The sequence below is a fragment of the Pseudomonas lijiangensis genome (assembly GCF_018968705.1).
GTDB lineage: Bacteria > Pseudomonadota > Gammaproteobacteria > Pseudomonadales > Pseudomonadaceae > Aquipseudomonas > Aquipseudomonas lijiangensis.
The window spans coordinates 3,293,772-3,317,122 of sequence record NZ_CP076668.1 but is presented as its reverse complement, the minus strand read 5'-3'; the positions used below and the strand labels follow the sequence as shown (position 1 = coordinate 3,317,122).

The following is a 23,351-nucleotide window of genomic DNA, read 5'->3' as shown; positions in this document are numbered from 1 at the left end:
AAACAATACGCGCAACAATCGTTATCAGGCCGCGACAACCTCACCATCGATAACTGACCGCTCCCACAAGGCTGCGGGTATCGCCATAGCGGCAGGAGTTGGCGCAGTACAGGTATTTCTCGTTGGTGAGATTCTGCGCCTTGGCGCTGACCTGCCAGTGATCGTCCAGGTCATAGCTGATCCGGGCATCGAACAGGGCATAGGCCGGAATCTTGCGATCCGTGACGCTTGGCGAGGTGTGGGTGGTGCCGACGTAACGCACGCCGCTGCCGACCGACAGACCCTGCAGGCCCGGCGAGTCGAAACGGTAATCCAGCCACAGCGAGGCGTTGTGATAAGGCGTGCCTTCAATGCGCGAGCCTTCGAGCACTTCGTCGTTGTCCTTGATGATGTGGGCGTCGGTGTAGGCATAGGCGGCGTTCATGGCCAGTTGCGGGGTCAACTGGGCCTTGGCTTCCACTTCAAAACCGGTGCTGCGCTCCTTGCCGGTCTGCTCGTCGAAGTCCGAGCCGGCAATCGAGGTGATGACGTTACTCTGGGTCAACTGGTAGACCGCGGCACTGATCATCATTTCACGGCCCGCAGGCTGGTAGCGGATGCCGATTTCATACTGCTCGCCTTCGGTGGGCAGGAAGGCATCGCCATTGGCATCGGTGCCGGAAGAGGGCAGGAAAGACTGGCTGTAGCTGATATAAGGCGCCAGACCGTTTTCGGCCAGATAGACCAGACCGATGCGCCCAGTGGCCTTGTTGTCATCGGTGCCGGTGCGCGAATCGTTGCGATAGTTGAGGGTGCTGTTGTCGGCCCAGTCCTGACGCATGCCGATCATCAGGAGCCAGCGATCATCGAGCTTCAATTGTTCCTGCAGGTAAATGCCGAGTTGATGGCTGTGCAGGTCCGAGCCGCTGTCGATGCTGCGGTTCACGTTCGGCAGTCTGCCATAGACCGGATTGGCAAGGTCCAGTGCCGGCGCACTGCCGCTGAAGCGATGACTGTCGTAGGTCTTGCGGTAGTAGTCCAGGCCGCCCAGCAGGGTATGTTTCCAGCGTCCGCTTTCCAGATCCAGTTGCAGGCTGGTGTCAGTGGTCCATCCGGTGGCAATGTCTTCGCGTGAGTTGTAAGTGCGAGAAAGACTGGACAGGTTCGCGCCGCTGATCCGGCTGTTGTTCAGGGTGATGTAGTCATAGTCGGTGCGGGACTCGAAGTAGCGGGCTGCGTGACGCACTTGCAGGTTGTCGTTCAGGCGCTGCTCGAACAGATAGCCGAAGGTCTGCAGGGTGCCATCGTAGTCGTCGAAATCCGGCTCGCCTGCAAACAGGCTGTAGGGCACTTTGTAGCCCGGCGTTGAGCTGAAGGTGGTGATGTCATAGCGCATGGGCGGCGTCAGGCTGGTCTGTGTGCGCTGATGACTGGCGAGCAGGGTCAGGCGGCTGTCGTCGTTGATTTGCCAGGTCAGTGCCGGGGCAATGTAGTGTTTGTCATCGTCGATGGCGTCGTACTGGGTGCCGCTGTCGCGTACCAGGGCGGTGAGGCGATAGCTGAAGCGGCCTTGCTCATCGATGCGCCCGCTGTGATCGGTGGAAAGCTGCTGGCGGTCATGGTTGCCGTATTCCAGGTTGATTTCATGCAGCGGATCGAGGGTCGGCCGTTTGCTGATGGCGTTGATCAGCCCGCCGGGAGCCAGTTGGCCATACAGTACGGAGGATGCGCCCTTGAGCACTTCAACGCGTTCCAGCCCGTAAGGTTCCTGACCCCCTTCAAACTGGGTGCTCTGCATTTTCATGCCGTCGCGCATCACGCCGCCTGTGCGCGGGCCGATATCGAAACCGCGCATGCGGTAGTCATCGGCCACGCGGCTATAGCCATTGGGTTGGCTGATTACGCTGGTATTGTAGTTGAGTGCGTCGGCGAGGCTGTCGTGTTTGCGTGACTGCATTTCTTCACGGGTAATCACCGACACCGACTGGGGAATCTCCAGCAGTGATGTGTCGGTCTTGCTCACGGTCGCGCTGCGTTGCGCAACCCAGCTGTGTGCCGGTCCCCAGGCGTCCTGTTCGTGGCTGGCCGCACTCACATTGATGTCCGAAAGCTCCATGGCCGAAGTCTCGGGACGCGGCTCTATGCTCAGGGTGCCGCTTGGGGTGATGCTCAATTGCAGAGGCAGCCCCCGCAGCACCTCGCTCACGGCCTGTTCGACACTGTAGCGGCCTCGCAAGGGCGATGCCGTCAGGCCGCGAGTCAGGGTGGCATTGAAAGCAATGCTGCGTCCGCTCTGGCGAGCGATGGCGGTCAGGGCTGTGTCCAGAGGGCCGGCTGGCAGATCCAGGTCCATGAGTTGCTGGCGGGCGTTTGCGGGCTGGGCGGGATCATCGGCCACGCTGTCCAGCGTGGTGAACGCCAGGGCAAATGCCAGCGGTGTCAGGGTCAAGCGTAGTGGTCGGTGCATGGCAGCATTTCCCGTTCGGGTAGTCGATGCCAGCTATGTGACGCGAGCGGCCAGGAAATTAAGGGGGTATGAGAAATATTTTCAGCGCAGGCTGATTTGCGTCCACCAGCCGAAGCGTTTCTCGACTTTTACCGGCAGCACTTCCTGCAGCGAACGCAAGGTCTGGCCACTGTCATCCAGGGTGAAGACGCCGGTGACCCGCAGCGCGGCGGCCTCCTGATCGATGCGCAACAGGCCGGAGTGATAGTCGCGCAGGGCTTCGATGACATCGGCCAGTGGCTGGTCGTGAACTTCGAGCAAGCCATCTTTCCAGGCATTTTCGCTCGACAAGCGCGGTTCCAGAGGCTGAATGCGTCCACCATGCAATCGAGCGCCCTGGCCTGGACCAAGCGTTTGAGTCGCACCGCCGGGCGTCGTGAGTTGCACGCGGGATTCCTGCACCCAGACATGCGTACCCTGTTCATGCAGGCTGACGGTGAAGCGTGTGCCCAATGCCCTGGCTTCGCCGAAGGCGGTGCGAATGACCAAAGGCCGTTGCGGGTCTGAAGCGACCTGAATGCTGAGGGCGCCCTCATGCAGAATGAGGGTGCGCTGTCGGTCGTCGAAGGCCAGGTCGACACGGCTTCGGGCATTGAGCAGAAGCTGGCTGCCATCCTCCAGAGAGAAGGGGCGCCGCTCGGCCAGTCCGGTGTAGAGATCGCCACGATTCCATGGCAGCAGCCCGTTGCGTTGCAGCCACCAGCCGCCGATACCCATTCCGGCCAGCCCCAATGCTCCGCGCAGCCATTGACGTCGTGTTTGCCCGGACGTGCTCAACACCTGACGTGACAAGGGCGGCAGCCCGGCGAAGGTCTGCCCGATACGCTGCTCAAGTTGCGCCCAGGCATCGCGATTGTCCTGGCTGCTCTGCAGCCATTGCTGAAAGCGTTGGCGTTGAGTCGTGCTGATGCTGCCGGAGCGTTGCAGGGCCAGCCATTCAATGGCTTCGGCGACAGAGGGCGATAGCCGCTGGGTACTCATCGTTGCTCTAGGGCCAGATAGCAAAGGCCCAATGCCTTGACGACGTATTGATGAACCCGTGGCGCTGAAATGCCCAGCACGCGGCCGATTTCGGCATAGGTCATGCCATCGAGCTGGCTATACAGAAAGGCACTGCGGCCCATGGGCGACAGGCCATCCAGTATCTGGTCGATCGTGCTCAGGGCCTCCAGCGCCTGTACCTGTTCTTCGGCGGAAGGCTCGTAGCCCTGAGGCTGTTGCGCCAGTACTTCCAGGTAAGCCCGCTCTAGATCCCGGCGCCGCCACGAAGCAAAAATCAGTCGCTTGGCAATGGTCGTCAGCAATGCCCTTGGTTCACGAATGGCGTGAGGCTCGGGCAGGGCGACCACCTGGGCGAAGGTTTCGGCTGCCATGTCTGCTGCATCGTGATGACAACCCAGACGCGCACGCAATCGCTCCTGCAACCAGCCATGATGGTCGCCGAACAATTGTTGCAGAACACGGTTACGCACGTTCAGACGATGGGCATCGGGGGAGGTCGGGATCATGTTACGAAGGCTAATGAAAATTATTATCAAATGATGCCGATTCGCCGCATTGATTGCAACAAGCCGCCATGGCCCGGACATGAGCCTGTATTCCATTGAAAAGCCCGACATTGCGTCGGGCCTGGTTCAAGCGTGATGACGGGGTTATTCGTCACCCTTGGCAAAACTCAGCAGCGCGTCGCCTTCCATGCGATACCGCACCCACTCGTCCTGAGGTGCCGCACCCAAAGCCTTGTAGAACTTGATGGCCGGCTCATTCCAGTCCAGCACGCTCCACTCGAAGCGGCCGCACCCATTGGCGACGGCTTCACGGGCGATATGACGCAACAAGGCGCGTCCGGCACCGATGCTGCGGTTTTCCGGCGAGACGTACAGGTCTTCCAGATAAATACCGTTGCGGCCCAGCCAGGTGGAGTAACTGTAGAAATACACGGCGAAACCGACGGGCTTGTCGTCATACAGGCAGATCAAGGCCTTGGCAGGTGCATTGTCGGCGAACAGCGAGCTATGAATGTCTTCGACAGTGGCGATCACTTCATGACGGGCGCGTTCATAGATAGCCAGTTCAGTGATGAAGGCAAGGATCTGGCTGGCGTCGTCGGGGCGGGCAGGGCGAATTTCGAGCGGCACAACGATTCTTCCTTATTGGTATGAGCCGGCATCATAGCTCAGGCATCACGCAACAAGTCATGGGCGTTGAGCAGTTCCCAGGCGATTTCGGGGCGATTTTCCAGGCCACGCCGAATAGCCGCCGGAATCGACTGGCGGGTCTTGCGGCACAGGCCGGTCTTTTCGGGCACAAAGATGCTGATACCGCGCATGGTACGCACCTCATTGAAACCCGGCGCGATCTCCACGCGGATACCCAATTGCTCGTGGATTTTGCCTTGCAAGCGTTCAAGGTCGCTGAGGCTTTCGATACGCTCCAGCCGCTCCAGCAGGCGTTTTTCTTCCTCACGGGTCAGAAGCAGAATGCGCCGATCGGCATCGGGAGCGTCCAGCCGCTCACGCTCGCAGTTACAAGCGCCGGGCGGGCATGGGTTGCGGATCGGGGGCGAGGTGTTCATGGGCGCAGCATAGCCATTTGCGAGGGCTTCTGACCATAGCTGGCATAGTGCTTTGGGTACAGGGAGTCTCCTGTTTTCAGGAGGCTTCCTTTGGCATCTTCATCCAAGATGACTCCATGGCCAGAGGGCTCTGTATTCCTATCCTCTATATTTTTGCATAATCATGAATTTCTAGGGTTTCTGTGATGTATGAAGTAGTTACTTCAATCAGGGCTTTATACGATTCTGGCTAGGTCAAGTCGTGCAAATGTTTATCGAAAGCGGATGTGAGCGATAAATCCTCGAATTTTACCTTTAGACCCTTTCGCTCGGGAGTGCAGCACATGACGCCTACAGCGCATTTCATATTCTGAGGGAAGTATGCGAGTCGCAATAGCGGCCAAGCTTTTTCATCTATCGAATACTGCAAGCGCAGGCTATCTCCTTTCCTTGTAAGACGCATCCAGAATACTTCGCCGCTGGCGGGTAATATACCAGTCGCCCAATCGGACTGGCCCAGCGTCAAGACGCTACCTATCGCGGGTGCGCCATCATTGAATTCCACACCCGCCTTCAACCAGTGTGTGTTGTCTGCAAAAAGCATGATTCCAGCTTGGTCATACAGAGCTTCGAAGCTTGCAGTGACCTTCACCTGAAATGTGAAGTCGCCTTCGACGTCTACGCCCCAAAAATGTCCGCTAAAGTGCTCAAATCCATACCAGGTTTTCGTCCAGAAGTCGGTCTTTTTATCGGTAACGACAGATAACCCCGAGTCGTCTCTCACCCATTCAGCAGGTTCATTGATCCAGTAGAATCTCGATGAATCGCTCAATATTCCTCCTGACGCATAGTTATTTAACCCTCAGCCCTTGCGCAGTTATAAAACAGACGAGCGCAGGCTACATTGAATTTGGCCTCAATCCTGCTGCACGCTTTTTGCCCCGGCAAGCTGTGAATTGTCTGAGGCAACCATCTCCAATCTTGCCCTGGCGGGCGTAGTGCCACTCCACGATTGAAATGCACGAGCGAAGGAATTGGCATCCTCAAACCCGAGGAGGAACGAGATCTCGGCGCTCGACATGGCGGTGTTACCGAGATAGTGACGCGCCAATGAAGCGCGTAGCATGTCCAGCGTCTGCTGAAACGTAGTGCCCTCATCGCGCAGTTTGCGCTGCAGGGTGCGGGTGCTGACCGCAAGCTTTCGGCTGATCGCTTCCATCGACACCTCACCGGCTGGCAGTGACTCAAGCAGGACACTGCGCACCCTGTCTGCCATTCTACAAGTCCTGTCCAGGTCAGACAGTCGCTGACGCAGGCTTGGCTCAAAGAACAACCACATCTTGTGGTTCTCTGTCAGGAAAGGTTTTTCCACATCAGCAGCGTCGAATACAACGCAGGCCAAAGGGCTTTGAGTGACAGGAATGCCGAAAAAGGCTTTATAAGCCTCTGCATCCGCCTCTGCGGCTTGTGATGGCCAGCTCACTTGCAAAGGCTTCACATGACTACGGGTAGCCAACCTTGCGAGTTGTACGAAGAACACAATTTTAAATGCCAGGAAAACCTCTGGCGGCGACTCGGAGGTATCCAGGAAATCCATGGTTACTGTCGTATGTGCTTCAGTACGAACAACCCCAATCGTCATCGGGGCTATCAACCGTACGTATTTGGCAATCCGCTCGAGAGCGCTGCCTAAATTGGAGCTGCACAACGCTGCGAAAAGCTCTGGATCAAACCAGTCTGAGGTCATCACCTTGGCGATCTGTAACGGAGCGGGCACCGTAGCGCAGACGGATGCAGCCTCAGCATCAATGGCTCGCCACAGGGTGAAAAAGCTTTTGGAATCCAGGCGCACGTTCTGCCGTGTGAATAGATCGCCTGGCATCTGAGCGCGACGCAAAACCGGCGCAGTAGCCAAACCGGCATCATGCATCAGCAATCGCCAGCCTGGCCAAACTGAGAAATCCAAAGCGGAACTGCGTTTTCCTGCCATGAAATCAATCACTCTTTCGGGGGTGATACGAGGCACCTGGGCAACCTAGTCTAGTGAGCAGATCGCGCCACAACAACGACGGATTGTGCCAATTTGTCCTGCCTCATTTTGGCGGGTTTTGCAGTCACATAGGCGCGTTAGGCGAGTGCCAGGCAGGGCCGCCCGGAGCAATCTATATCTCATCCGGTGTCCAGGGACGTCCTTCCAGGGGGGCTCCCATGCGACAAATCCCGACAGACCGTTCCTATGGCGCACTCAACGGGAGGAAACCTCCCATGAAAGGTAGACTGATGAAAAAGACCATCCTGATCACAGGCGCATCTTCCGGCTTTGGATTGATGCTCGCCAAAAACCTTCACCACCAAGGCTTTAATGTTATCGGCACCAGTCGTACGCCTGAAAAATATGCGGGTCAGTTGCCGTTCAAATTGCTCGCTCTGGATGTGGACAACGATGCATCAATCAAGAACTTCACAGAACAACTATTCAAGCATGTAACGCAACTGGATGTGTTGGTGAACAATGCCGGCTATATGGTTACCGGCATTGCGGAGGAAACCTCCCTGGAGCTGGGTCGGCAGCAGTTTGAGACCAATTTCTGGGGAACAGTTAAAGTCACTAACGCATTGCTTCCCTATTTTCGACGTCAGAAGCATGGCCAGATCATTACCGTCAGCTCGATTGTTGGCCTGATTGGCCCGCCAAATCTGGCCTTTTACACAGCCTCCAAGCATGCAGTACAGGGCTACTTCAAATCCCTGCGCTTTGAGCTGGATCAATTCAATATCAGGGTCAACATGGTCGAGCCCGTATGGTTCAAAACCAATCTGGGCCACAACGCGATTACTGCACAAAATAATAACATCCCTGACTATGACGCCTACCGGAAGAAAGTGAACGCGGCAACGCAGAAAGGGATTGATGAGGCAGAAGAGCCAACTGCAGTTGTGCAAAAAATCAGCAGGCTCATTGAATCCAGAAAATCCAGGTTCAGTAATCCTGTAGGGAAAATGACCGGGATGATTCTTTTCTTGCAGAACTATGTACCTAAGGTTTTTGAAAGCTCGATACTGAAAAGTGTTAGCTCGGAAAAATAGAGTATTTCATAGCGCAGAATGGGCACGAATATGTGCCATCTGCAGTGCTCAGCGACATGAAAATAATGTTCACCATTGGGAGACTGAAAAATGAAATATTACCTGTGCAAATTTGTTCCTCCGCGCTCTGACTTCCTGGCAACCCTGTCTGCTGATGAAAAGGCGTGGATGAAGCAGCATGGCGCTTATATGAATGAACTACTTGCTCAAGGGCTAATTGTCGCTCATGGCCCGGTAATTGATGAAACGGGCGGTTATGGTGTCTCGCTTTATCAGGTCGATGACGATCAAGATATTGCTGCATTGACGTCGCAAGATCCAATCGTGAAAAACGGGGTGGGTCACTATGAGCATTTTGTCATGTTGAGCCTGACTGCACGCTCCTGACATCATGGGTATCCAATCTTCATCGGCCTCAACATATGGTTTCGGCAAAGGTTTTTTTCGCCAGCAAGCTGCCTCCCACACGTGTTGTATGTGCCTTGACCGATCGGTAGTACCCGGTTAGCCCATTCATTCGCGAAAAGCAAGAGAGCAACCGCATTACTGAATCTGATTCATAACCGTATCAAGCCATACGGGTCTAGTTGGATGCACGGTCTCTCTCTACCATCGCGGGCAACTTTTGAACGCAGTCAGAGCCAAGATGAGAAAAATTCTGTTGGGATCATTGGCCGTGCTCACGGTGATCGTTGCCGGGCTGGTGGCGGCAGTCTTCTTTTATATGTGTAACCCGGTTTTCGGGCAGTTGCCGCAGGGTGAGCGGCTTGCCCGTATCCAGGCATCACCGAACTACGTGAACGGTGCTTTTCAGAATCAGGAGGACACGCCTTTCCTGACCAATGGCGCTACGCAGTTGTCGATCCGCATCGACAACTTCTTCGCGGAAAAGGGCAAGCCACGGCCGACTCGAAACATTCCCACCCAGAAAACAGACCTGCGCTCCCTGAACCCGCAGGAGGATCTGGTGATCTGGCTCGGGCATTCCTCCTGGTACGTGCAACTGAATGGCAAGCGCATCCTGATCGATCCGGTATTCAGCGACCATGCTGCACCGTTGCCCGGATTCGTGACGGCGTTTGATGGCACAACCATCTATTCGGCGCAGGACATGCCATGGATCGATGTGCTACTGATCACTCACGACCACTACGATCACCTCGATTACCCGACGATTCTTGCTCTTCAGCCCTTGGTCAAGCAGGTGGTAACCGGGCTGGGCATCGGAGCGCATTTCGAGTCCTGGGGTTATGACGCTGCCAGGATTCACGAGCTGGACTGGTACGAGAGCCATGATGTCGGCAAGGAGCTGCGCTTGCATGCGACGCCTGCGCGGCATTATTCCGGGCGCACATTGACCCGCAATCAGGCGCTGTGGGCAGGGTTTGTGCTGGAATCACCGCAGCGGCGGCTGTTCTTCAGCGGTGACTCCGGCTATGGCCGTCACTTTGCCGAGATTGGCAAGCGCTTCGGGCCGTTCGACTGGGTGTCCCTCGACAGCGGCCAGTACGATCCGCGCTGGGCGAACCTGCACATGAACCCCGAGGAAGCTGCCCAAGCCGCTGTCGATCTGGGTGCCCGCGTATTGACTCCCGGGCATGTGGGACGTTTCTCCCTCGCGTCCCATGACTGGAACGATCCTTTCCGGCGCCTGGCTGCAGCCAGTGAAGGGCGCGGCTATGCCCTGTGGACACCGATGATCGGTCAGCCCGTCCATGTCGACGGCAGGGCTCAATCCTTCGAGCCCTGGTGGAACCGCGTCGACTGAATCAACCACGCATAGCAGCCACCGTTTGGCGAGTGGCGAATATTGATGCAGTCATGTTGTGTAAGGTCCTGGGGCTGGGTCGGGACAGCATGTTTTTCGAAGTAGCGGGGGGAGCCAACCACGGACAGTCGCCAGTCGGGGCCAAGGCGCACGGCAATCATGTCCTTACTGATGGATTCGCCCAGCCGTATGCCGGCATCGAAGCGGTCGGTCACGATATTGGTGAAGCCGTAATCGATACCGATTTCGACCTGAACGTCCGGATACGCCGCCAGAAAGTCGGCAAGCATGGGCCTCAGAACGCTCTCGGCCGCGTCATCGGAACAGGTTATGCGGATGGTTCCGGCGGGCTTGTCTCGCAGTTCGGTGACCCTTTCGACTTATTCGAAGCCTCGACAAGACGCCCCGGCGCAGTTGTTGAACTGCGGTTACAAGCCTCATCTTCAACAGGTAGAGCATATGAGCACACTGGAAACCCGCCCAGAGCAACAAACGACTCCCGGTCAGCCTCCGGCATGGGGAGCCGTATTCTCAATGGCGCTCTGTGTCGTTGTACTGATTGCATCGGAGTTCATGCCGGTCAGCCTTCTTACGCCGATTGCCCGGGACCTCGGTATCAGCCAGGGTCAGGCCGGTCAGGCGATTTCTATTTCCGGCTTTTTTGCCGTTCTGACCAGCCTCTTGAACACGCCGCTGACCGGTCGGTTCGATCGCCGCAAAGTACTGCTGGGCTTCAGCCTGCTGCTGGTGATTTCAGGCGCAATTGTCACCTTGGCCCATAACGGCACGGTGTTCATGACAGGGCGTGCTCTGCTGGGCATCGCGATTGGCGGTTTCTGGTCCATGTCGACTGCGACCGTCATGCGACTGGTGCCCAAGGACTCCGTTGCCAAAGGCCTGGCACTCATCAACGGCGGCAACGCACTGGCGGCCACGGTTGCTGCGCCTCTGGGCAGCTATCTCGGGCAGTGCATCGGATGGCGGGGCTCGTTTTTCCTCGTGGTGCCCTTGGCTGTGCTTGCGTTTATCTGGCAGTGGCTGAGTATTCCTGCGATGCGCAGTGAAGCGACTACCCGTTCCAGCAATCCTTTCCGTCTGCTGGGTAATCCTCAAGTCGCGCTGGGGATGCTGGCAATCATGCTGCTTTTCATGGGGCAGTTCGCGGTATTCACCTACCTGCGTCCGTTTCTGGAAGTCGTCACCGGCGTCAGCGTCACGACCCTGTCGCTCATGCTTCTGCTGCTGGGGGCGAGCGGCGTTGTTGGCACTTACTTGATTGGCTCGCTGCTGCAAACCCGTCTGTACGCCTACCTGATCGCCATTCCACTATCGATGGCAATCCTGGCGGCGCTGCTGATCGAGATGGGCAGCTCCATGTGGGCGGTGGGCGTTCTGCTCGCAGTCTGGGGCCTGGTTGCGACGCCAGCACCTGTTGCCTGGGGACTGTGGCTGAGCAAGACCCTGCCGCACGATGCAGAAGCGGGAGGCGGCCTGATGGTTGCTACCATTCAAATGGCGATCACTGCGGGGGCAGGGCTTGGGGGCATGCTGTTCGACAGCCAGGGCTGGTGGAGTCCGTTTTCTCTGGGAGTCCTGGTTCTGCTCGCGTCTTCAGGCTTTGCCTGGGCGGCGTTGGGGCAGGCGAGTCGGGGGGAAGGTGTTGGTGAGAAAGTCTTGTCGAGTCAGTAACCGACGGCAAGATGAAGCATGCGTCAGGTGGCAGTCGTTACCTGATGCATGCTTCACTTCTGAGCAAGAATACTCGCCAGCAACCCCGGAAACCGGCTTTCAAGCACGTCCGAGCGCAGAGAGTTCATGTGCGTCGTGCCCACGTTGCGGATCTGCACAAGCCCTGCATCGCGCAATACCCGGAAGTGATGCGACATACTGGATTTCGGGCGTCCGCCGTCCAGTTCACCGCAACTGGCTTCGGGAACGCCTGCCAGGCAGCGAACGATTTCCAGGCGAACCGGGTCGCTCAAGGCGTAGAGCACGCGTTCGAGAGTCAGGTCTTGAGCATTTGGGGGGGTGAAGTTTCGCATGGCGTGAATGATAACAGGGCTTTCGCTTATCATCATAGTTCGATTACCATCGAACTATCGAATCAGATTGTCTGTTCGTTTTCAGGAGCTGCCACATGTCTGCATTGTTCGAACCCTTCAAGCTGAAAGACGTAACGCTGCGCAACCGGATCGCCATCCCGCCGATGTGCCAATACATGGCCAACGAAGGTGTGGTGAATGACTGGCACCACGTTCACCTGGTCGGCATGGCGCGTGGCGGGGCAGGGTTGCTGGTGGTCGAGGCCACGGCTGTTGCTCCCGAGGGGCGCATCACGCCGGGTTGCGCGGGGATCTGGAACGATGAGCAAGCGCAAGCCTTTGTCCCCATTGTGAAAGCCATCAAGGCCGCAGGTTCCGTGCCCGGCATTCAGATTGCCCACGCCGGTCGCAAGGCCAGCGCCAATCGTCCGTGGGAAGGCGATGATCATATTTCCGCTTCCGATGCTCGCGGCTGGAAAACCATCGCGCCATCGGCCATTCCTTTCGGCGCCAATCTGCCTAAGGTCCCGGATGCGATGACTCTGGAAGATATCGCCCGTGTGCGCCAGAACTTCGTCGACGCTGCCCGACGTGCCCGCGATGCCGGTTTTGAATGGATCGAGCTGCATTTCGCCCACGGCTATCTGGCTCAAAGCTTCTTCTCCGAACACTCCAACCAGCGTACCGATGCCTACGGTGGCAGCTTCGATAACCGCAGCCGTTTCCTGCTGGAAACCCTGGCCGCAGTACGCGAAGTCTGGCCGGAAAACCTGCCGCTGACCCTGCGTTTCGGTGTGATCGAATACGACGGGCGTGACGAGCAGACCCTGAGCGAATCCATCGAGCTGGCTCGCCGCTTCAAGGCCGGTGGTCTGGACCTGCTGAGCGTCAGCGTCGGTTTCACCATTCCTGACACCCAGATTCCCTGGGGGCCTGCATTCATGGGGCCTGTCGCCGAGCGCGTACGACGCGAAGCCGGTTTGCCCGTGACCTCGGCCTGGGGCTTCGGTACGCCGCAACTGGCGGAAGGTGCTTTGAAGGCGGGTCAACTCGATCTGGTTTCCGTAGGCCGCGCGCATCTGGCTGATCCGCATTGGGCTTACTTTGCTGCGAAGGAACTGGGGGTGGACAAGGCTTCCTGGACATTGCCTGCGCCTTATGCGCATTGGCTGGAGCGGTATCAGTAAGAGAGGCGTGTGTAGCGCCGAGCCAGCAGGTTCGGCGCTATCGCATTGCGTAGATTCGTTCTGGACAGCTTCAGCATAAAGTGCGGCGTCATCAGTATCTGCCTTGTCGGTCTGAATGCTGTCTTCAAACCTGAAACGATGCGGGGTGCCCGGATGCGAGTACCCCGGTGCTGCCTTATTTCAGGTTTGTGCGAAGGAAGTCCGTGATCTTGTCGAACGGGATCTTGTCCAGTTGATCGTACAGATCGACGTGATTGGCTCCCTTCACAATGACCAGTTCCTTGGGCTCGTTCGCAGCCTTGTATGCGTCTTCGGTGAAGTAGCGCGAGTGCGCGTTTTCGCCGACGACGAAGAGAATCGGGCGCGGAGAGATTTCCTTGATGTATGTCAGCAGCGGCATGTTCATGAAGGCCATCGGGCTGGTGCCGGTAAAGGCGCCCGCCGAAGCCACCGAGTTCTTGTGGTAGCCGCGCGGCATGCGGTAGTAGTCGAAGAACTCCTTGGTGACCGGATTCGCATCAGCAGGCAACGTTTCCGGAAGAATCCTGTTGGCGATCTCCACATTGCCATTTGCATCGACATAGAAGTCGTGAGCACCTGGCGCCGGAGTGCCGCTCTCTGCATCCTTCCAGCGCTGCTCGCTGAGTCGGGTCAGGATCTTGGTCCGGTTCTCCAGCGACAAGCTGTCCTGGAAACCTCTACCCATCAGACGCGACATGTCATACATGGTGACTGCGACGACCGCTTTGGCGCGCTTGTCGACCGCCACGGCATTGAGAGCCATACCGCCAAAGCCGCAGATACCAATGACGCCGATGCGATTACGGTCCACGGCAGAATTGAGGCCAAGGTAGTCCACGGCGGCCATGAAGTCTTCGGTGTTGATATCTGGTGAAGCGACGTTACGGGGCAGGCCACCGCTTTCGCCGGTATAGGACGGATCGAATGCCAAGGTTACGAACCCGCGCTCGGCCATGGTTTGCGCATACAATCCCGAGGACTGCTCCTTGACGGCACCGAAGGGACCACTGACAGCAAGGGCCGCAAATCGCTGATTGCCACGATTCTTGGGCAGGTAGAGATCGGCGGCGAGCGTAATGCCGTAGCGATTCTTGAAGGTGACCTTCTGATGATCGACCTTGTTGCTCTGCGGGAAAGTCTTGTCCCACTGGCTGGTGAGCGTCAGCGTTTCAGCCTTGTGGGCTGCTTGATTCTGTGCGAAGACAGGAGCGGCAGTGACCATCAAAGCGGTGCAGGCAGCGAGGATGCCGAGCATGAATGTATTGCGGGTTCGTTGAGCCATATCACTTTTCCTGAATGCGAGAGTGTTGAGAAGCAGCCGGCACCTGATAGGGGCAGGGTGGATCGGTTGCGGTTACTGAGGATTTGTCTTGCTTTAGTCGGAGGTGATGCTGACGGTTTGAAGGGGGGGTGATAAGTGGGGTTTATTTTTATGAAGTGATGAGAAAAGTTCAGGAATGTTGAGGGGCATGTTAGGGATGAGCGATGCGATGCTTTACATGGAGCAGGGGCAGAATAATTGGCCCATGGTTTTGCGATTCCGAGCGCTGGCTCAGCAAGCAGTCGTGTTTGGGCTTATACGCTGAAAGGATTTGAAAAATGGGGTTTGTATAGGCCGACAGTGTTCGTTGAGGCGTTGCGCCTCAAGAATGGCAATATGGTTTGAGGCATCATTCTGTAAAAACGGAATTTGCCTCCCATGCCCACCATAGTTATGGAGATCGGTGGAATTGGGTGGGCGAATTTATCCGTTGAAGGTTTGCTTATAAAAACTTCTAGTTTTGTGGGGTTCTGTCAAAGACTATCCGGATCCCCAAAAAACATCTGAATCCGCGACCTCAACCACCGCTCCCCCGGATCATTATCCTGCGCCCCGCGCCACGCCATATGCAGCTCAAAGGTTCTTGTCTCGATAGGCAGGTCTTCTGCCCGTACCCCGCCAGCAGCCGTCAGTACCTGGGCCGCATAATCCGGCACGGTGGCGATGATGTCGGTGCCTGTCAGGAGGGTGGCCAGGCCATTGAACTGCGGGACGGCCAGGACGACGTGGCGTTTGCGGTTCATTTCTTCCAGGTATTCATCAATGAAGCCGCTCAGGTCGCCTGCGAATGACACCAGTGCGTGGGGGCGGGCGCAGAAGTCGTCCAGGGAGAGGGCGCCGGGAATCGAGTCGGCGCGCAGCAGTTGCGGCTTGCTTCTGCGCAAGACTTTGCGTTTGGCGTTGGCGGGCAGGTCCTGGGTGTAGCTGACGCCCACGGAGATTTCGCCCGAGGCCAGCAGGGCCGGCATCAGGATGTAATTGACGCGGCGGATGACGAGCACGATGCCGGGTGCTTCGGAACGCAGTCGTTTGAGCAGGGTCGGAAGCAGGGCGAATTCCACGTCATCGGACAGGCCGATGCGGAAGACGTTGGTGCTGGTGGCCGGATCGAACTCCGATGCCCGGCTGACTGCGGTGGAAATCGAGTCCAGCGCGGGGGACAGGAGGGCGAAGATTTCCGTGGCGCGGGCTGTTGGCTCCATGCTGCGGCCGGTGCGCACGAACAGCGGATCGTCGAACAGGCCGCGCAGGCGCGAGAGGGCCGCGCTGATTGCCGGTTGCCCGAGAAACAGTTTTTCGGCCGCGCGGGTCACGCTTCTTTCATGCATCAGGGTTTCGAAAACGATGAGCAGATTGAGGTCAACGCGACGCAGGTCGTTGCGATTCATGCGGAGTTTCTCGGGCCATTTGTCGATTTGGTGCTTTGAGAGGTTGCGATAGTACGAGCAAACGCGGATGACGCGCATCGAAAAATTTCGTGACGCTGTCTTAAATGTCCACACAGGTTGCAATGTTTCGTCGACATGCCAACAATGGCCGCCCATGAATGCATGGGCCTTCAGGGAGTGCCAGGCGTTGTCGCCCGGCCCATGAGGCACAATCGATGACAGGCATGTCGACTATTAATAGCCACTGATAGTGTTGTCGGCAGAGCCCGGATAGAGTTCACGGCATCAAGGTATACAAGGCGAGGTTCTAAATGTCCCGCACGATCCGTTTTCACCAGTTTGGCCCGGCCGAGGTGCTCAAGGTCGAAGAGCATCCCGACGCGCTGCCTGCACCCGGTGAGGTGCAAGTGCGTGTCCAGGCAATCGGTGTCAGTTGGTATGACGTTCTCTGGCGGCAAAATCTTGCTTCCACCCAGGCGCGTCTGCCTGCCGGTCTTGGCTACGAGATGGCGGGTGTCGTAAGCGCTCTGGGTGATGGCGTCAGCGATCTGGCCGTGGGTGACAAGGTCGCCAGCTTTCCGGCCGCCGATGCCAACAGGCATCCTGTTTATGGCGAGTCCATTGTATTGCCGCGTTCGGCATTGACCCGTTACCCCGACGTATTGACCCCCGTCGAAGCCAGCGTGCACTACACGCCGATGCTGGTCGCCTACTTTGCCTATGTCGAGCTGGCTCGCATCAAGGCAGGGCAAACCGTGCTGGTCACTGATGCCAGCCATTGCTCGGGGCCGTGCTTCGTGCAGGTGGGCAAGGCGCTGGGCGCTCGCGTCATTGCAGCGACCAAGACTGACGATGCTCGTGATTATCTGTTGGCACAAGGCGCTGACAAGGTCGTGGTCACTGAAGAGCAGGACTTGCTGATGGCGATCAACAAGTACACCGACAATCGCGGTGTTGATGCGGTGTTCGATGGCTTGGGCGGTCCGCAGATGTCGATGATGGGCGATGTTCTGGCTCCCCGTGGCAGCCTGGTGTTGTATGGCCTGCAAGGTGGCAACCAGACTCCATTCCCGGCCTGTGCGGCTTTCCAGAAGAACATCCAGTTCTTCGTGCACTGCCTGGGTAACTTCACCGGCAAGCCTGAGCTGGGCATTGTTCCTGATACCGAGGCGCTGCAACGGGCCTTGCGCGATATCAACCAGTTGACGGCTGACCGGGTGCTGGTGCCGCTACAGACGCGCAACTTCCCGTTTGAACAAGTGGTTCAGGCTCACCGCTACATGGATGCTTGCCCGATTGGTGGACGTGCTGTACTGGAAATCACTCAGGCATAGTTTTGTCACCCGCTTGTTAAGTTCTACTTGAAGCCCTCCTTTTCAGGAGGGCTTTTTTATGCGTGAAAGTGTGCGGGCTTGTACTGCAAGGCGGGCATAAAAAAGACGGTGTTAGTTGTTTAATATTTTTCAGTTTTACGGATGAACGGTTAGGTGGGGGGCGTGATTTTTAAAATAATCATAATGAATGGTTTTGTTTAATGTGTCTGACGGATGTTGGCGTGGGTGAACAGGGTTTCCTACGGTCGAAAATACATTTTTTGTCGGCTGCTTCGGGAGTCTTGGTGTGCAGTCCCTTTCCAGAGCCTTCGGCCTGAAGGGATTGGCTTGCGCTACGTGTAGTGCGTGAGGGAGGCGGGATCATTACAGATTGAACATTGTGTTTATTATGGGCGCCTGTTTAAACGAGGTGTATCGCTTTTGGTGTCGATCTGTACCTTGTAATTGTTTTAGGGATACCGATAATAGTTTGGTAATTCTTACTCAGGGAATGAGTCATGATCGATTATAAAATCGCGTATAAGCCCGATATTAAATGCCGCCCTTGCATCATGTGTTGTCTTGAAAACGGGGTGGGTGAAAAAGTATGAGTTCCATTCACGAACAAGCCATGAATTATGTGTACCAGCAAGTATTGCAGCGCTTGCTGGGCTATTTCACGAGAGCTGAGCGTACGGCCCTGCAATTGCTGATTCAGCGACTGATCGTCGCTGCGGGTGGTATCGAGCGAATCTCCAGCTTCAAGGTGCTGGTCGCCTTCGGTGGCGGCAAGGACAGTGCCTATACACTGGCTTTCCTGAGAGCTGCGCAACTGAGCATCGCAGGCAGATCCCCCGGCACTTTCAATCTGCGTGTGGCCAACATGCGCCATGTAGGGCTGACCCAGGCCGTGATGGATAACATTCATCGCACCTACTCGGCGTTGTTTCTGTATGACGACCCGCGGGTGGAAATGCTCGTGGTCGATAACCAATATACCCAGACATTCGAGCCGGACCTGCCGTTTTCCAGTGCAGGGCGCGAGCAGAATCGCTCGGACATGTTGCTGGCCGGCCATCTGACCGGCGGCGATGGCCGCACCACTTTCTGCAATCGTTGCTATCTGGGGCTTGCGGAGTTTCTGGGGCGGGCTTCTAGCTGGGGCAGCGGCGTGGATGCCGTGGTCAATGGCGACTCTCGAAAAGAGCAGAAACATTACGTCACCTGGGCGATGCGTCTTGCCCAGCGAACGGGGCAGGGCAAGGTCAACTGGAGTGGCCAGAATCTCAATGGCATCCTCAGGTCCATCGACACGATCGGCCAGGCTTATTTCCATGAACTCTATGGAGAGGGCGATGAGGCCGCCAGATCGCCGCGGGCTATCGTTTACCCCAATCAGGCGATTGTGCCGGCCTTCATCAGCATCTGTGATCTGGTCAGTTGCAAGGTCGAGGAGCACTGGAACCTGCTGACCGAGTTCCTGGGCTTTCGCTTCGATGACCTGTCGTTCGCTTTCAGTGAGTCGGACTGTGCCAATCCATTGTTGATGGCCCATATCCGGGGTCTCAAGGCGCAATACCTGCAAGGCCGTCGCTATGCCGAAGGAATTGCCGAGTACCTGGCACTGGCCCGCATGCTGATGCGCAGGAAGCAGATGCCGGCGCGGCTGATCAAGCTGGCCATGGATGCCTATGACGGGCCCGAGCGTATCGAAGCACGCCGCGAACTGGCTGCCAGTTACGCCCTGGATGGATTTGGTCTGAATGAGTCGCAACTGGTGTGCATGACTTTCTCGCCCTTTGTAGATCGTGGGCGGGAGCTGGAAGCATTTCTGCGTTCTTGCCATCCGGGCATGCTGGTGGCCTTGCCGGACCTGCACAAGGTGCTCTCGGGGCTCACGGCACCCGAGCAGGTGGTGCAATGGCTGGTGGATATCAGTGGCCTGAGTCTCAAGGGGTTGCAGAGCCTGTACTGCAAGTCGCGGGTCAACTTTGACAATGAACACTCGATCATCGCCAAGGTTCGCGCCGCTGACCCGGACAAGTGTCGGGTCGTGACAGTCGATCCTGAAACCGGCGGCGTCATGGCTGAAGTGCTCTCCGGACGCTGAGCCCTCTGTCTGGCTATGGCTGTTGCCGTGGACTCGGTATCAGCCATGTCGCCATCGCCTGGAAAATCTTTTGGCCCTGCGCCGGATTGTCTCCTCATGAAAAACAAAACGGATTTCGCCTATCAGGCGGTCTACCGCTATCTCGTTCGTCTGATTGACGAAGTGCAAACCGATTCGACGACCAGGATGCCCTCCTTGCGGCAGTTGTCCCGGCGCCTGCGGGTCTCGATCTCGACGGTGCAAAGCGCCTATTCGCTGCTGGAAAAGGAAGGACGGGTGTGTTCAATGCCCAAGTCCGGCTATTACGCCTTGCCAGGCGGGGTCGGCGATGAGACTCCTGATCCGGTATTCGAGAATGACAGCCTGCTGGAAACGTTTTACCGCCATGTTCGTCGTCCGGGTGGATGGGTATTGGGCAACGACGAACCCACCTTGCTGCAATCCATGGAAAGCCCGTTGCTGGCCATGGAGCGCGAACTGCTCAGGTATTACCCGCGCCCGCTCAGTGCCGTATTCCAGCCATTTGGCGATATTGAACTGCGCACGGCCCTGGCGGCTCGTCATACCCGTGATGCCCAGCACTGCTGGCATCCTGAAAATGTCTATATCGGGCCGGACATGCCCGGCATGCTGACAGCGGTTATCGATGTTCTGAACCTGCGCGGCGGAACCGTGCTGGTGGCATCGCCCTGTACCTGGACGTTGCTACGTCTGCTGCAATCCTTAGACATCCGGGTCATCGAGATACCGCTGGACGAGACCGGCGGCATCAATCTGGCAGCGCTGGATCAGGTGTTGCTGACGGAAAACATTGGCCTGGCGTTTTTGCCCTCGCTGTTGAATCCGGTGCAGTGCAGCCTGCTGCCGCTTGCCAACCTTCAGGCCGTCGCCCAATTGCTCAATCGGTATCGGGTCTGGGTGCTGGAAAACGACAGTCACGGCGAGTTGGTCTTTGCACCGGAACCCACCCGCTTGCGTGACCTGATTGACCCCCAGCGCCTGCTGATTCTGGGCAGCTTCGACAAGACCCTGGGCCCGGAAGCGCCTTATGGTTATCTGCTGTGCAAGCACTTCGAGGTTCAGTGGCAGCAGTATTTCCTGTTGCGGGCCTTCGAGTTGCCGCCTATTCGTCAGAAGGCAATCGCCAGGCTCTGTAGTGGCGGGCGACTGGATGCTCATCTGGTTGAACTGCGGGGTTTGCTGGTGGAACGCATGAAAATGATGGTGCAGTTACTGGATCGTCATCTCGGGCAACTGCTGCGGTATGAGCTGCCGGAAGGCGGCTGTGGAATATGGGTGCAGAGTGTCCATCCCGTGGATATGCGGCAGGTGTTCGAGAGCCTTGTGCAGCAGCGCATCATCGTCACTCCTGGCGAGCTGTTCAGCCTGCAGGGGTTGCATCGGCAACACCTGCGCATCGGCTACGCCATCGACTGGACCCAGAATATTCCTCGTCTGTTGACGGCGCTGGCCGAAGCCCTGAAACAGGCGCGGCAGCATTGAGGAGATGTATACATTACACAAACAAAACTTGTGGGAGCGGATTCATCCGCGAAGGCTGCTTGTTCGCGAATGAATTCGCTCCCACAGAAATTCTCCCACAGAAATTCTTTTCAATTCATGTTGTTGTGTTGTTTTGATGGAGCCGCTGATCCATTTGTATTTGCCAGGGCCAGGTAAAGGCTGCTATCTGTATGCCCATCCAGTATCGGCAATCTACAGTTCCCTGTGCAGTGACCCTGACGATCCCTCCCAGCCCTCATCTTGAACCGCCCTCACTGCGCTATGTCGTGGCGGTGCGTGCGTTGTGTGAGTTCACGGCCAAGGTTGGCAGTCTGGACCTGCGCTTCACGCCTTCGCCCACGGCTCAGGAAGGCATTGCCGGCCATCGCACCGTGGCGGCTCGGCGTGGCGCGAGTTATCAGGCCGAGCTGTCGCTGAGCGGCGATTATCGGGAATTGACGGTCCGGGGCAGGGCCGATGGCTACGATGCGGTGCTCAATCAACTGGAGGAAGTGAAGACCTATCGCGGCGAACTCGATGCCATGCCGGCCAATCATCGCCAATTGCACTGGGCGCAGGCGAAGATCTACGGCTGGCTGTTGTGTCAGCGCCTGGATCTGAGCGAGGTCACGCTGGCGCTGGTCTATTTCAACATCATCAGCGAACAGGAAACCGTGATTCGCGAGCCTTTCAGCCGCGAGGCGTTGCAGGCGTTTTTCGAGCGGCAATGCGAGATATTTCTGTACTGGGCGCAGCAGGAACTGGCGCACACCTCGTCACGTAACCAGAGCCTGAAGGCACTGGCATTTCCTTATCCCGCATTCCGCACCGGGCAACGGACGCTGGCTGAATCGGTTTACAAGGCGGTCAGCACCGGTTCCTGCCTGATGGCCCAAGCACCGACCGGGATCGGCAAGACCGTCGGCACGCTGTTTCCCATGCTCAAGGCCGCACCGTCTCAAAAGCTCGACAAGGTGTTTTTCCTGACGGCCAAGACGCCGGGCCGAAAGCTGGCGCTGGATGCCTTGCAAGTGATCGGGCGCAGTTCCCCTGACCTCGGGCTGCGAGTGCTGGAACTGGTTGCACGGGACAAGGCTTGCGAGCATCTGGACAAGGCCTGTAATGGCGACTCTTGCCCGCTGGCCAACGGTTTCTATGATCGTCTGCCCGCCGCACGCAGCGCTGCCTTTAAGGCTCCATGGCTGGATCAGGCTGGCGTGCGGGACGTTGCCTTGCAGCATCAGGTCTGTCCGTATTACCTCAGCCAGGAGCTGGCGCGCTGGGCGGACGTGGTGGTCGCCGACTACAACTACTATTTCGACCTGAGCGCCTTGTTGTTCGGTCTTGCCCAGTTCAATCAGTGGCGCGTGGCGGTGCTGGTGGACGAAGCTCACAACATGGTCGAGCGTGCCCGCAGCATGTACAGCGCCAGTCTCGATCAGCAGAGCCTCAATGCGCTTCGGCAGACGGCTCCGCAGCCCTTGCAGAAACCCCTGCAACGGCTCAGTCGCCAATGGAATGCCCTGCACAAGGAACAGGCGGGCGCCTATCAGGCCTACGCCGAGGTGCCAGCTAAATTCCTGAGTAGCCTGAATCTGTGCGTGGCGGCCATAGGCGACTACTTCAACGAACACCCCCATGCGGTGGATGGGGCGCTGCAAAGCTTTTATTTCGATGCCATCGGTTTTGTGCGGATTGCCGAGCTGTTCGACGAGCATTTCATCTTCGATATCGCCGTGCGCGAGTGGGGCGCAAAACGCCGTCTTTCCCGGCTGACCCTGCGCAATGTGGTGCCGGCCCGTTTCATTGCGCCGCGACTGGGTGCTGCACTCGGGACTGTGCTGTTTTCCGCCACGTTGAAGCCGCAACGCTACTACGCCGACTTGCTGGGACTGCCAGAGAAGACCGTCTGCATCGATGTGGAGTCGCCGTTTCATCACGATCAACTGAATGTGCGGATCGTCAGCCACATTTCGACCCGCTTCACCCATCGTCAGGCCTCGCTGGCGCCTATCGTGGCCTTGATGGGAGAGCAGTTTCAGGCGCAACCGGGCAATTATCTGGCGTTCTTCAGCAGTTTCGATTATCTGCAGCAAGTGGTTGAGCTGATGCGCCAGACCTGGCCGCAGATCGAGCTGTGGCAACAGGAACGCGGCATGAGCGAAGGCGAGCGACAGGCCTTTCTCGACCGTTTCACCCTGAGCAGCCAGGGCATCGGCTTTGCGGTGCTGGGCGGTGCGTTTGGCGAGGGGATCGATTTGCCCGGAGCACGGCTGATCGGCGCATTCATCGCGACCCTTGGCTTGCCGCAACTGAACCCGGTCAACGAACAATTCAAGCAACGAATGGCTGCCTTGTTCGGCTCTGGCTACGATTACACCTATCTTTATCCCGGTGTGCAGAAAGTCGTGCAGGCGGCCGGGCGAGTGATCCGCAGCCAGAACGATCGTGGTGTGGTCATGCTGATCGATGACCGTTTTGCCGAGCGTCAGGTGCAACAATTGCTCCCGAGCTGGTGGCAGCTCGCAAACTCAGAGACTTAGGGATCGATAGCCAAGCATTCCGGTCAAAC

19 protein-coding genes and 1 pseudogene are annotated in these 23,351 nt (G+C 57.4%); 9 read left to right on the top strand and 11 right to left on the bottom strand.

All coding sequences use genetic code 11. The features are described 5' to 3' along the window. Window positions 1-40: 40 nt before the first annotated feature. The 7 genes from KQP88_RS13620 to KQP88_RS13590 all read right to left on the bottom strand — a co-directional run bounded on the left by KQP88_RS13620 (window position 41) and on the right by KQP88_RS13590 (window position 6,969). Window positions 41-2,446 (bottom strand): TonB-dependent siderophore receptor, encoded by a 2,406-nt coding sequence (locus KQP88_RS13620; protein ID WP_216703341.1) that lies wholly within the window; start codon window positions 2,444-2,446, stop codon window positions 41-43. An 81-nt stretch (window positions 2,447-2,527) separates the two neighbouring features. Next, window positions 2,528-3,466, bottom strand: a complete 939-nt coding sequence (locus KQP88_RS13615; RefSeq protein WP_216703340.1) for a FecR family protein — start codon at window positions 3,464-3,466, stop codon at window positions 2,528-2,530. After that, on the bottom strand, window positions 3,463-3,993 hold the full coding sequence (locus tag KQP88_RS13610) for a sigma-70 family RNA polymerase sigma factor (RefSeq protein WP_216703339.1): 531 nt from the start codon (window positions 3,991-3,993) through the stop codon (window positions 3,463-3,465). The genes KQP88_RS13615 and KQP88_RS13610 overlap by 4 nt, the downstream gene beginning before the upstream one ends. A gap of 144 nt (window positions 3,994-4,137) precedes the next feature. After that, window positions 4,138-4,623 carry a GNAT family N-acetyltransferase gene (locus KQP88_RS13605; protein WP_216703338.1) on the bottom strand — a complete coding sequence of 162 codons (486 nt, stop codon included), beginning with the start codon at window positions 4,621-4,623 and terminating at the stop codon, window positions 4,138-4,140. A gap of 38 nt (window positions 4,624-4,661) precedes the next feature. After that, window positions 4,662-5,060 carry a hypothetical protein gene (locus KQP88_RS13600; RefSeq protein ID WP_025260404.1) on the bottom strand — a complete coding sequence of 133 codons (399 nt, stop codon included), beginning with the start codon at window positions 5,058-5,060 and terminating at the stop codon, window positions 4,662-4,664. 229 nt (window positions 5,061-5,289) lie between these two features. Continuing rightward, a complete protein-coding gene (locus KQP88_RS13595; RefSeq protein ID WP_216703337.1) occupies window positions 5,290-5,871 on the bottom strand; it encodes a DUF1349 domain-containing protein in 582 nt (193 codons plus the stop codon). A gap of 84 nt (window positions 5,872-5,955) precedes the next feature. Beyond that, window positions 5,956-6,969, bottom strand: a complete 1,014-nt coding sequence (locus KQP88_RS13590; RefSeq protein WP_216705960.1) for an AraC family transcriptional regulator — start codon at window positions 6,967-6,969, stop codon at window positions 5,956-5,958. A gap of 350 nt (window positions 6,970-7,319) precedes the next feature. Between KQP88_RS13590 and KQP88_RS13585 the strand changes: the two genes are divergently transcribed. The 3 genes from KQP88_RS13585 to KQP88_RS13575 all read left to right on the top strand — a co-directional run bounded on the left by KQP88_RS13585 (window position 7,320) and on the right by KQP88_RS13575 (window position 9,894). Then, window positions 7,320-8,126 (top strand): SDR family NAD(P)-dependent oxidoreductase, encoded by an 807-nt coding sequence (locus tag KQP88_RS13585; RefSeq protein WP_216703336.1) that lies wholly within the window; start codon window positions 7,320-7,322, stop codon window positions 8,124-8,126. 90 nt (window positions 8,127-8,216) lie between these two features. Continuing rightward, window positions 8,217-8,513 carry a YciI family protein gene (locus tag KQP88_RS13580; RefSeq protein ID WP_200992048.1) on the top strand — a complete coding sequence of 99 codons (297 nt, stop codon included), beginning with the start codon at window positions 8,217-8,219 and terminating at the stop codon, window positions 8,511-8,513. 259 nt (window positions 8,514-8,772) lie between these two features. After that, a complete protein-coding gene (locus tag KQP88_RS13575) occupies window positions 8,773-9,894 on the top strand; it encodes an MBL fold metallo-hydrolase (protein ID WP_216703335.1) in 1,122 nt (373 codons plus the stop codon). A gap of 5 nt (window positions 9,895-9,899) precedes the next feature. Here KQP88_RS13575 and KQP88_RS13570 read toward each other — a convergent pair. Next, window positions 9,900-10,256 (bottom strand): annotated as a pseudogene (locus KQP88_RS13570) (LysR substrate-binding domain-containing protein); the annotation flags it as partial. Window positions 10,257-10,353: 97 nt separating this feature from the next. Here KQP88_RS13570 and KQP88_RS13565 point away from each other — a divergent pair. Next, window positions 10,354-11,583, top strand: a complete 1,230-nt coding sequence (locus tag KQP88_RS13565) for an MFS transporter (protein ID WP_216703334.1) — start codon at window positions 10,354-10,356, stop codon at window positions 11,581-11,583. Between the two features lie 53 nt (window positions 11,584-11,636). Here the strand turns inward: KQP88_RS13565 and KQP88_RS13560 are convergent, their stop codons facing one another. Continuing rightward, window positions 11,637-11,972 (bottom strand): ArsR/SmtB family transcription factor, encoded by a 336-nt coding sequence (locus tag KQP88_RS13560; RefSeq protein WP_216703333.1) that lies wholly within the window; start codon window positions 11,970-11,972, stop codon window positions 11,637-11,639. Window positions 11,973-12,031: 59 nt separating this feature from the next. Here KQP88_RS13560 and KQP88_RS13555 point away from each other — a divergent pair, with 59 nt between their 5' ends. Beyond that, window positions 12,032-13,123 carry an NADH:flavin oxidoreductase/NADH oxidase gene (locus KQP88_RS13555; protein WP_216703332.1) on the top strand — a complete coding sequence of 364 codons (1,092 nt, stop codon included), beginning with the start codon at window positions 12,032-12,034 and terminating at the stop codon, window positions 13,121-13,123. A 175-nt stretch (window positions 13,124-13,298) separates the two neighbouring features. Here the strand turns inward: KQP88_RS13555 and KQP88_RS13550 are convergent, their stop codons facing one another. Both KQP88_RS13550 and KQP88_RS13545 read right to left on the bottom strand, forming a co-directional pair. After that, window positions 13,299-14,366 (bottom strand): alpha/beta hydrolase, encoded by a 1,068-nt coding sequence (locus KQP88_RS13550; RefSeq protein ID WP_253950612.1) that lies wholly within the window; start codon window positions 14,364-14,366, stop codon window positions 13,299-13,301. A gap of 572 nt (window positions 14,367-14,938) precedes the next feature. Continuing rightward, window positions 14,939-15,853 carry a LysR substrate-binding domain-containing protein gene (locus KQP88_RS13545; RefSeq protein ID WP_236249815.1) on the bottom strand — a complete coding sequence of 305 codons (915 nt, stop codon included), beginning with the start codon at window positions 15,851-15,853 and terminating at the stop codon, window positions 14,939-14,941. Between the two features lie 311 nt (window positions 15,854-16,164). On the opposite strand from KQP88_RS13545, the gene KQP88_RS13540 reads away from it, so the two are divergent. From KQP88_RS13540 to KQP88_RS13525, 4 genes are all read left to right on the top strand, one after another. Continuing rightward, window positions 16,165-17,187, top strand: coding sequence for a zinc-dependent alcohol dehydrogenase family protein (locus KQP88_RS13540; protein WP_216703331.1), 1,023 nt, complete (start codon window positions 16,165-16,167; stop codon window positions 17,185-17,187). Window positions 17,188-17,773: 586 nt separating this feature from the next. Then, window positions 17,774-19,276: a hypothetical protein gene (locus KQP88_RS13535; RefSeq protein ID WP_200992054.1), complete on the top strand. Its 1,503-nt coding sequence runs from the start codon at window positions 17,774-17,776 to the stop codon at window positions 19,274-19,276. A gap of 96 nt (window positions 19,277-19,372) precedes the next feature. Then, window positions 19,373-20,779: an aminotransferase-like domain-containing protein gene (locus tag KQP88_RS13530; protein ID WP_216703330.1), complete on the top strand. Its 1,407-nt coding sequence runs from the start codon at window positions 19,373-19,375 to the stop codon at window positions 20,777-20,779. A 287-nt stretch (window positions 20,780-21,066) separates the two neighbouring features. Next, a complete protein-coding gene (locus tag KQP88_RS13525; protein WP_253950611.1) occupies window positions 21,067-23,322 on the top strand; it encodes an ATP-dependent DNA helicase in 2,256 nt (751 codons plus the stop codon). The last annotated feature ends 29 nt before the right edge of the window (window positions 23,323-23,351 follow it).

Bases quoted from the DNA above. Each gene is read 5' to 3' on its own strand.
- KQP88_RS13620 (WP_216703341.1), bottom strand. From the start codon at position 2,446: ATGCACCGACCACTACGCTTGACCCTGACACCGCTGGCATTTGCCCTG.
- KQP88_RS13615 (WP_216703340.1), bottom strand. From the start codon at position 3,466: ATGAGTACCCAGCGGCTATCGCCCTCTGTCGCCGAAGCCATTGAATGG.
- KQP88_RS13610 (WP_216703339.1), bottom strand. From the start codon at position 3,993: ATGATCCCGACCTCCCCCGATGCCCATCGTCTGAACGTGCGTAACCGT.
- KQP88_RS13600 (WP_025260404.1), bottom strand. From the start codon at position 5,060: ATGAACACCTCGCCCCCGATCCGCAACCCATGCCCGCCCGGCGCTTGT.
- KQP88_RS13590 (WP_216705960.1), bottom strand. From the start codon at position 6,969: ATGCATGATGCCGGTTTGGCTACTGCGCCGGTTTTGCGTCGCGCTCAG.
- KQP88_RS13585 (WP_216703336.1), top strand. From the start codon at position 7,320: ATGAAAAAGACCATCCTGATCACAGGCGCATCTTCCGGCTTTGGATTG.
- KQP88_RS13580 (WP_200992048.1), top strand. From the start codon at position 8,217: ATGAAATATTACCTGTGCAAATTTGTTCCTCCGCGCTCTGACTTCCTG.
- KQP88_RS13575 (WP_216703335.1), top strand. From the start codon at position 8,773: ATGAGAAAAATTCTGTTGGGATCATTGGCCGTGCTCACGGTGATCGTT.
- KQP88_RS13565 (WP_216703334.1), top strand. From the start codon at position 10,354: ATGAGCACACTGGAAACCCGCCCAGAGCAACAAACGACTCCCGGTCAG.
- KQP88_RS13560 (WP_216703333.1), bottom strand. From the start codon at position 11,972: ATGATGATAAGCGAAAGCCCTGTTATCATTCACGCCATGCGAAACTTC.
- KQP88_RS13555 (WP_216703332.1), top strand. From the start codon at position 12,032: ATGTCTGCATTGTTCGAACCCTTCAAGCTGAAAGACGTAACGCTGCGC.
- KQP88_RS13550 (WP_253950612.1), bottom strand. From the start codon at position 14,366: ATGGTCACTGCCGCTCCTGTCTTCGCACAGAATCAAGCAGCCCACAAG.
- KQP88_RS13545 (WP_236249815.1), bottom strand. From the start codon at position 15,853: ATGAATCGCAACGACCTGCGTCGCGTTGACCTCAATCTGCTCATCGTT.
- KQP88_RS13540 (WP_216703331.1), top strand. From the start codon at position 16,165: ATGTCCCGCACGATCCGTTTTCACCAGTTTGGCCCGGCCGAGGTGCTC.
- KQP88_RS13535 (WP_200992054.1), top strand. From the start codon at position 17,774: ATGAGTTCCATTCACGAACAAGCCATGAATTATGTGTACCAGCAAGTA.
- KQP88_RS13530 (WP_216703330.1), top strand. From the start codon at position 19,373: ATGAAAAACAAAACGGATTTCGCCTATCAGGCGGTCTACCGCTATCTC.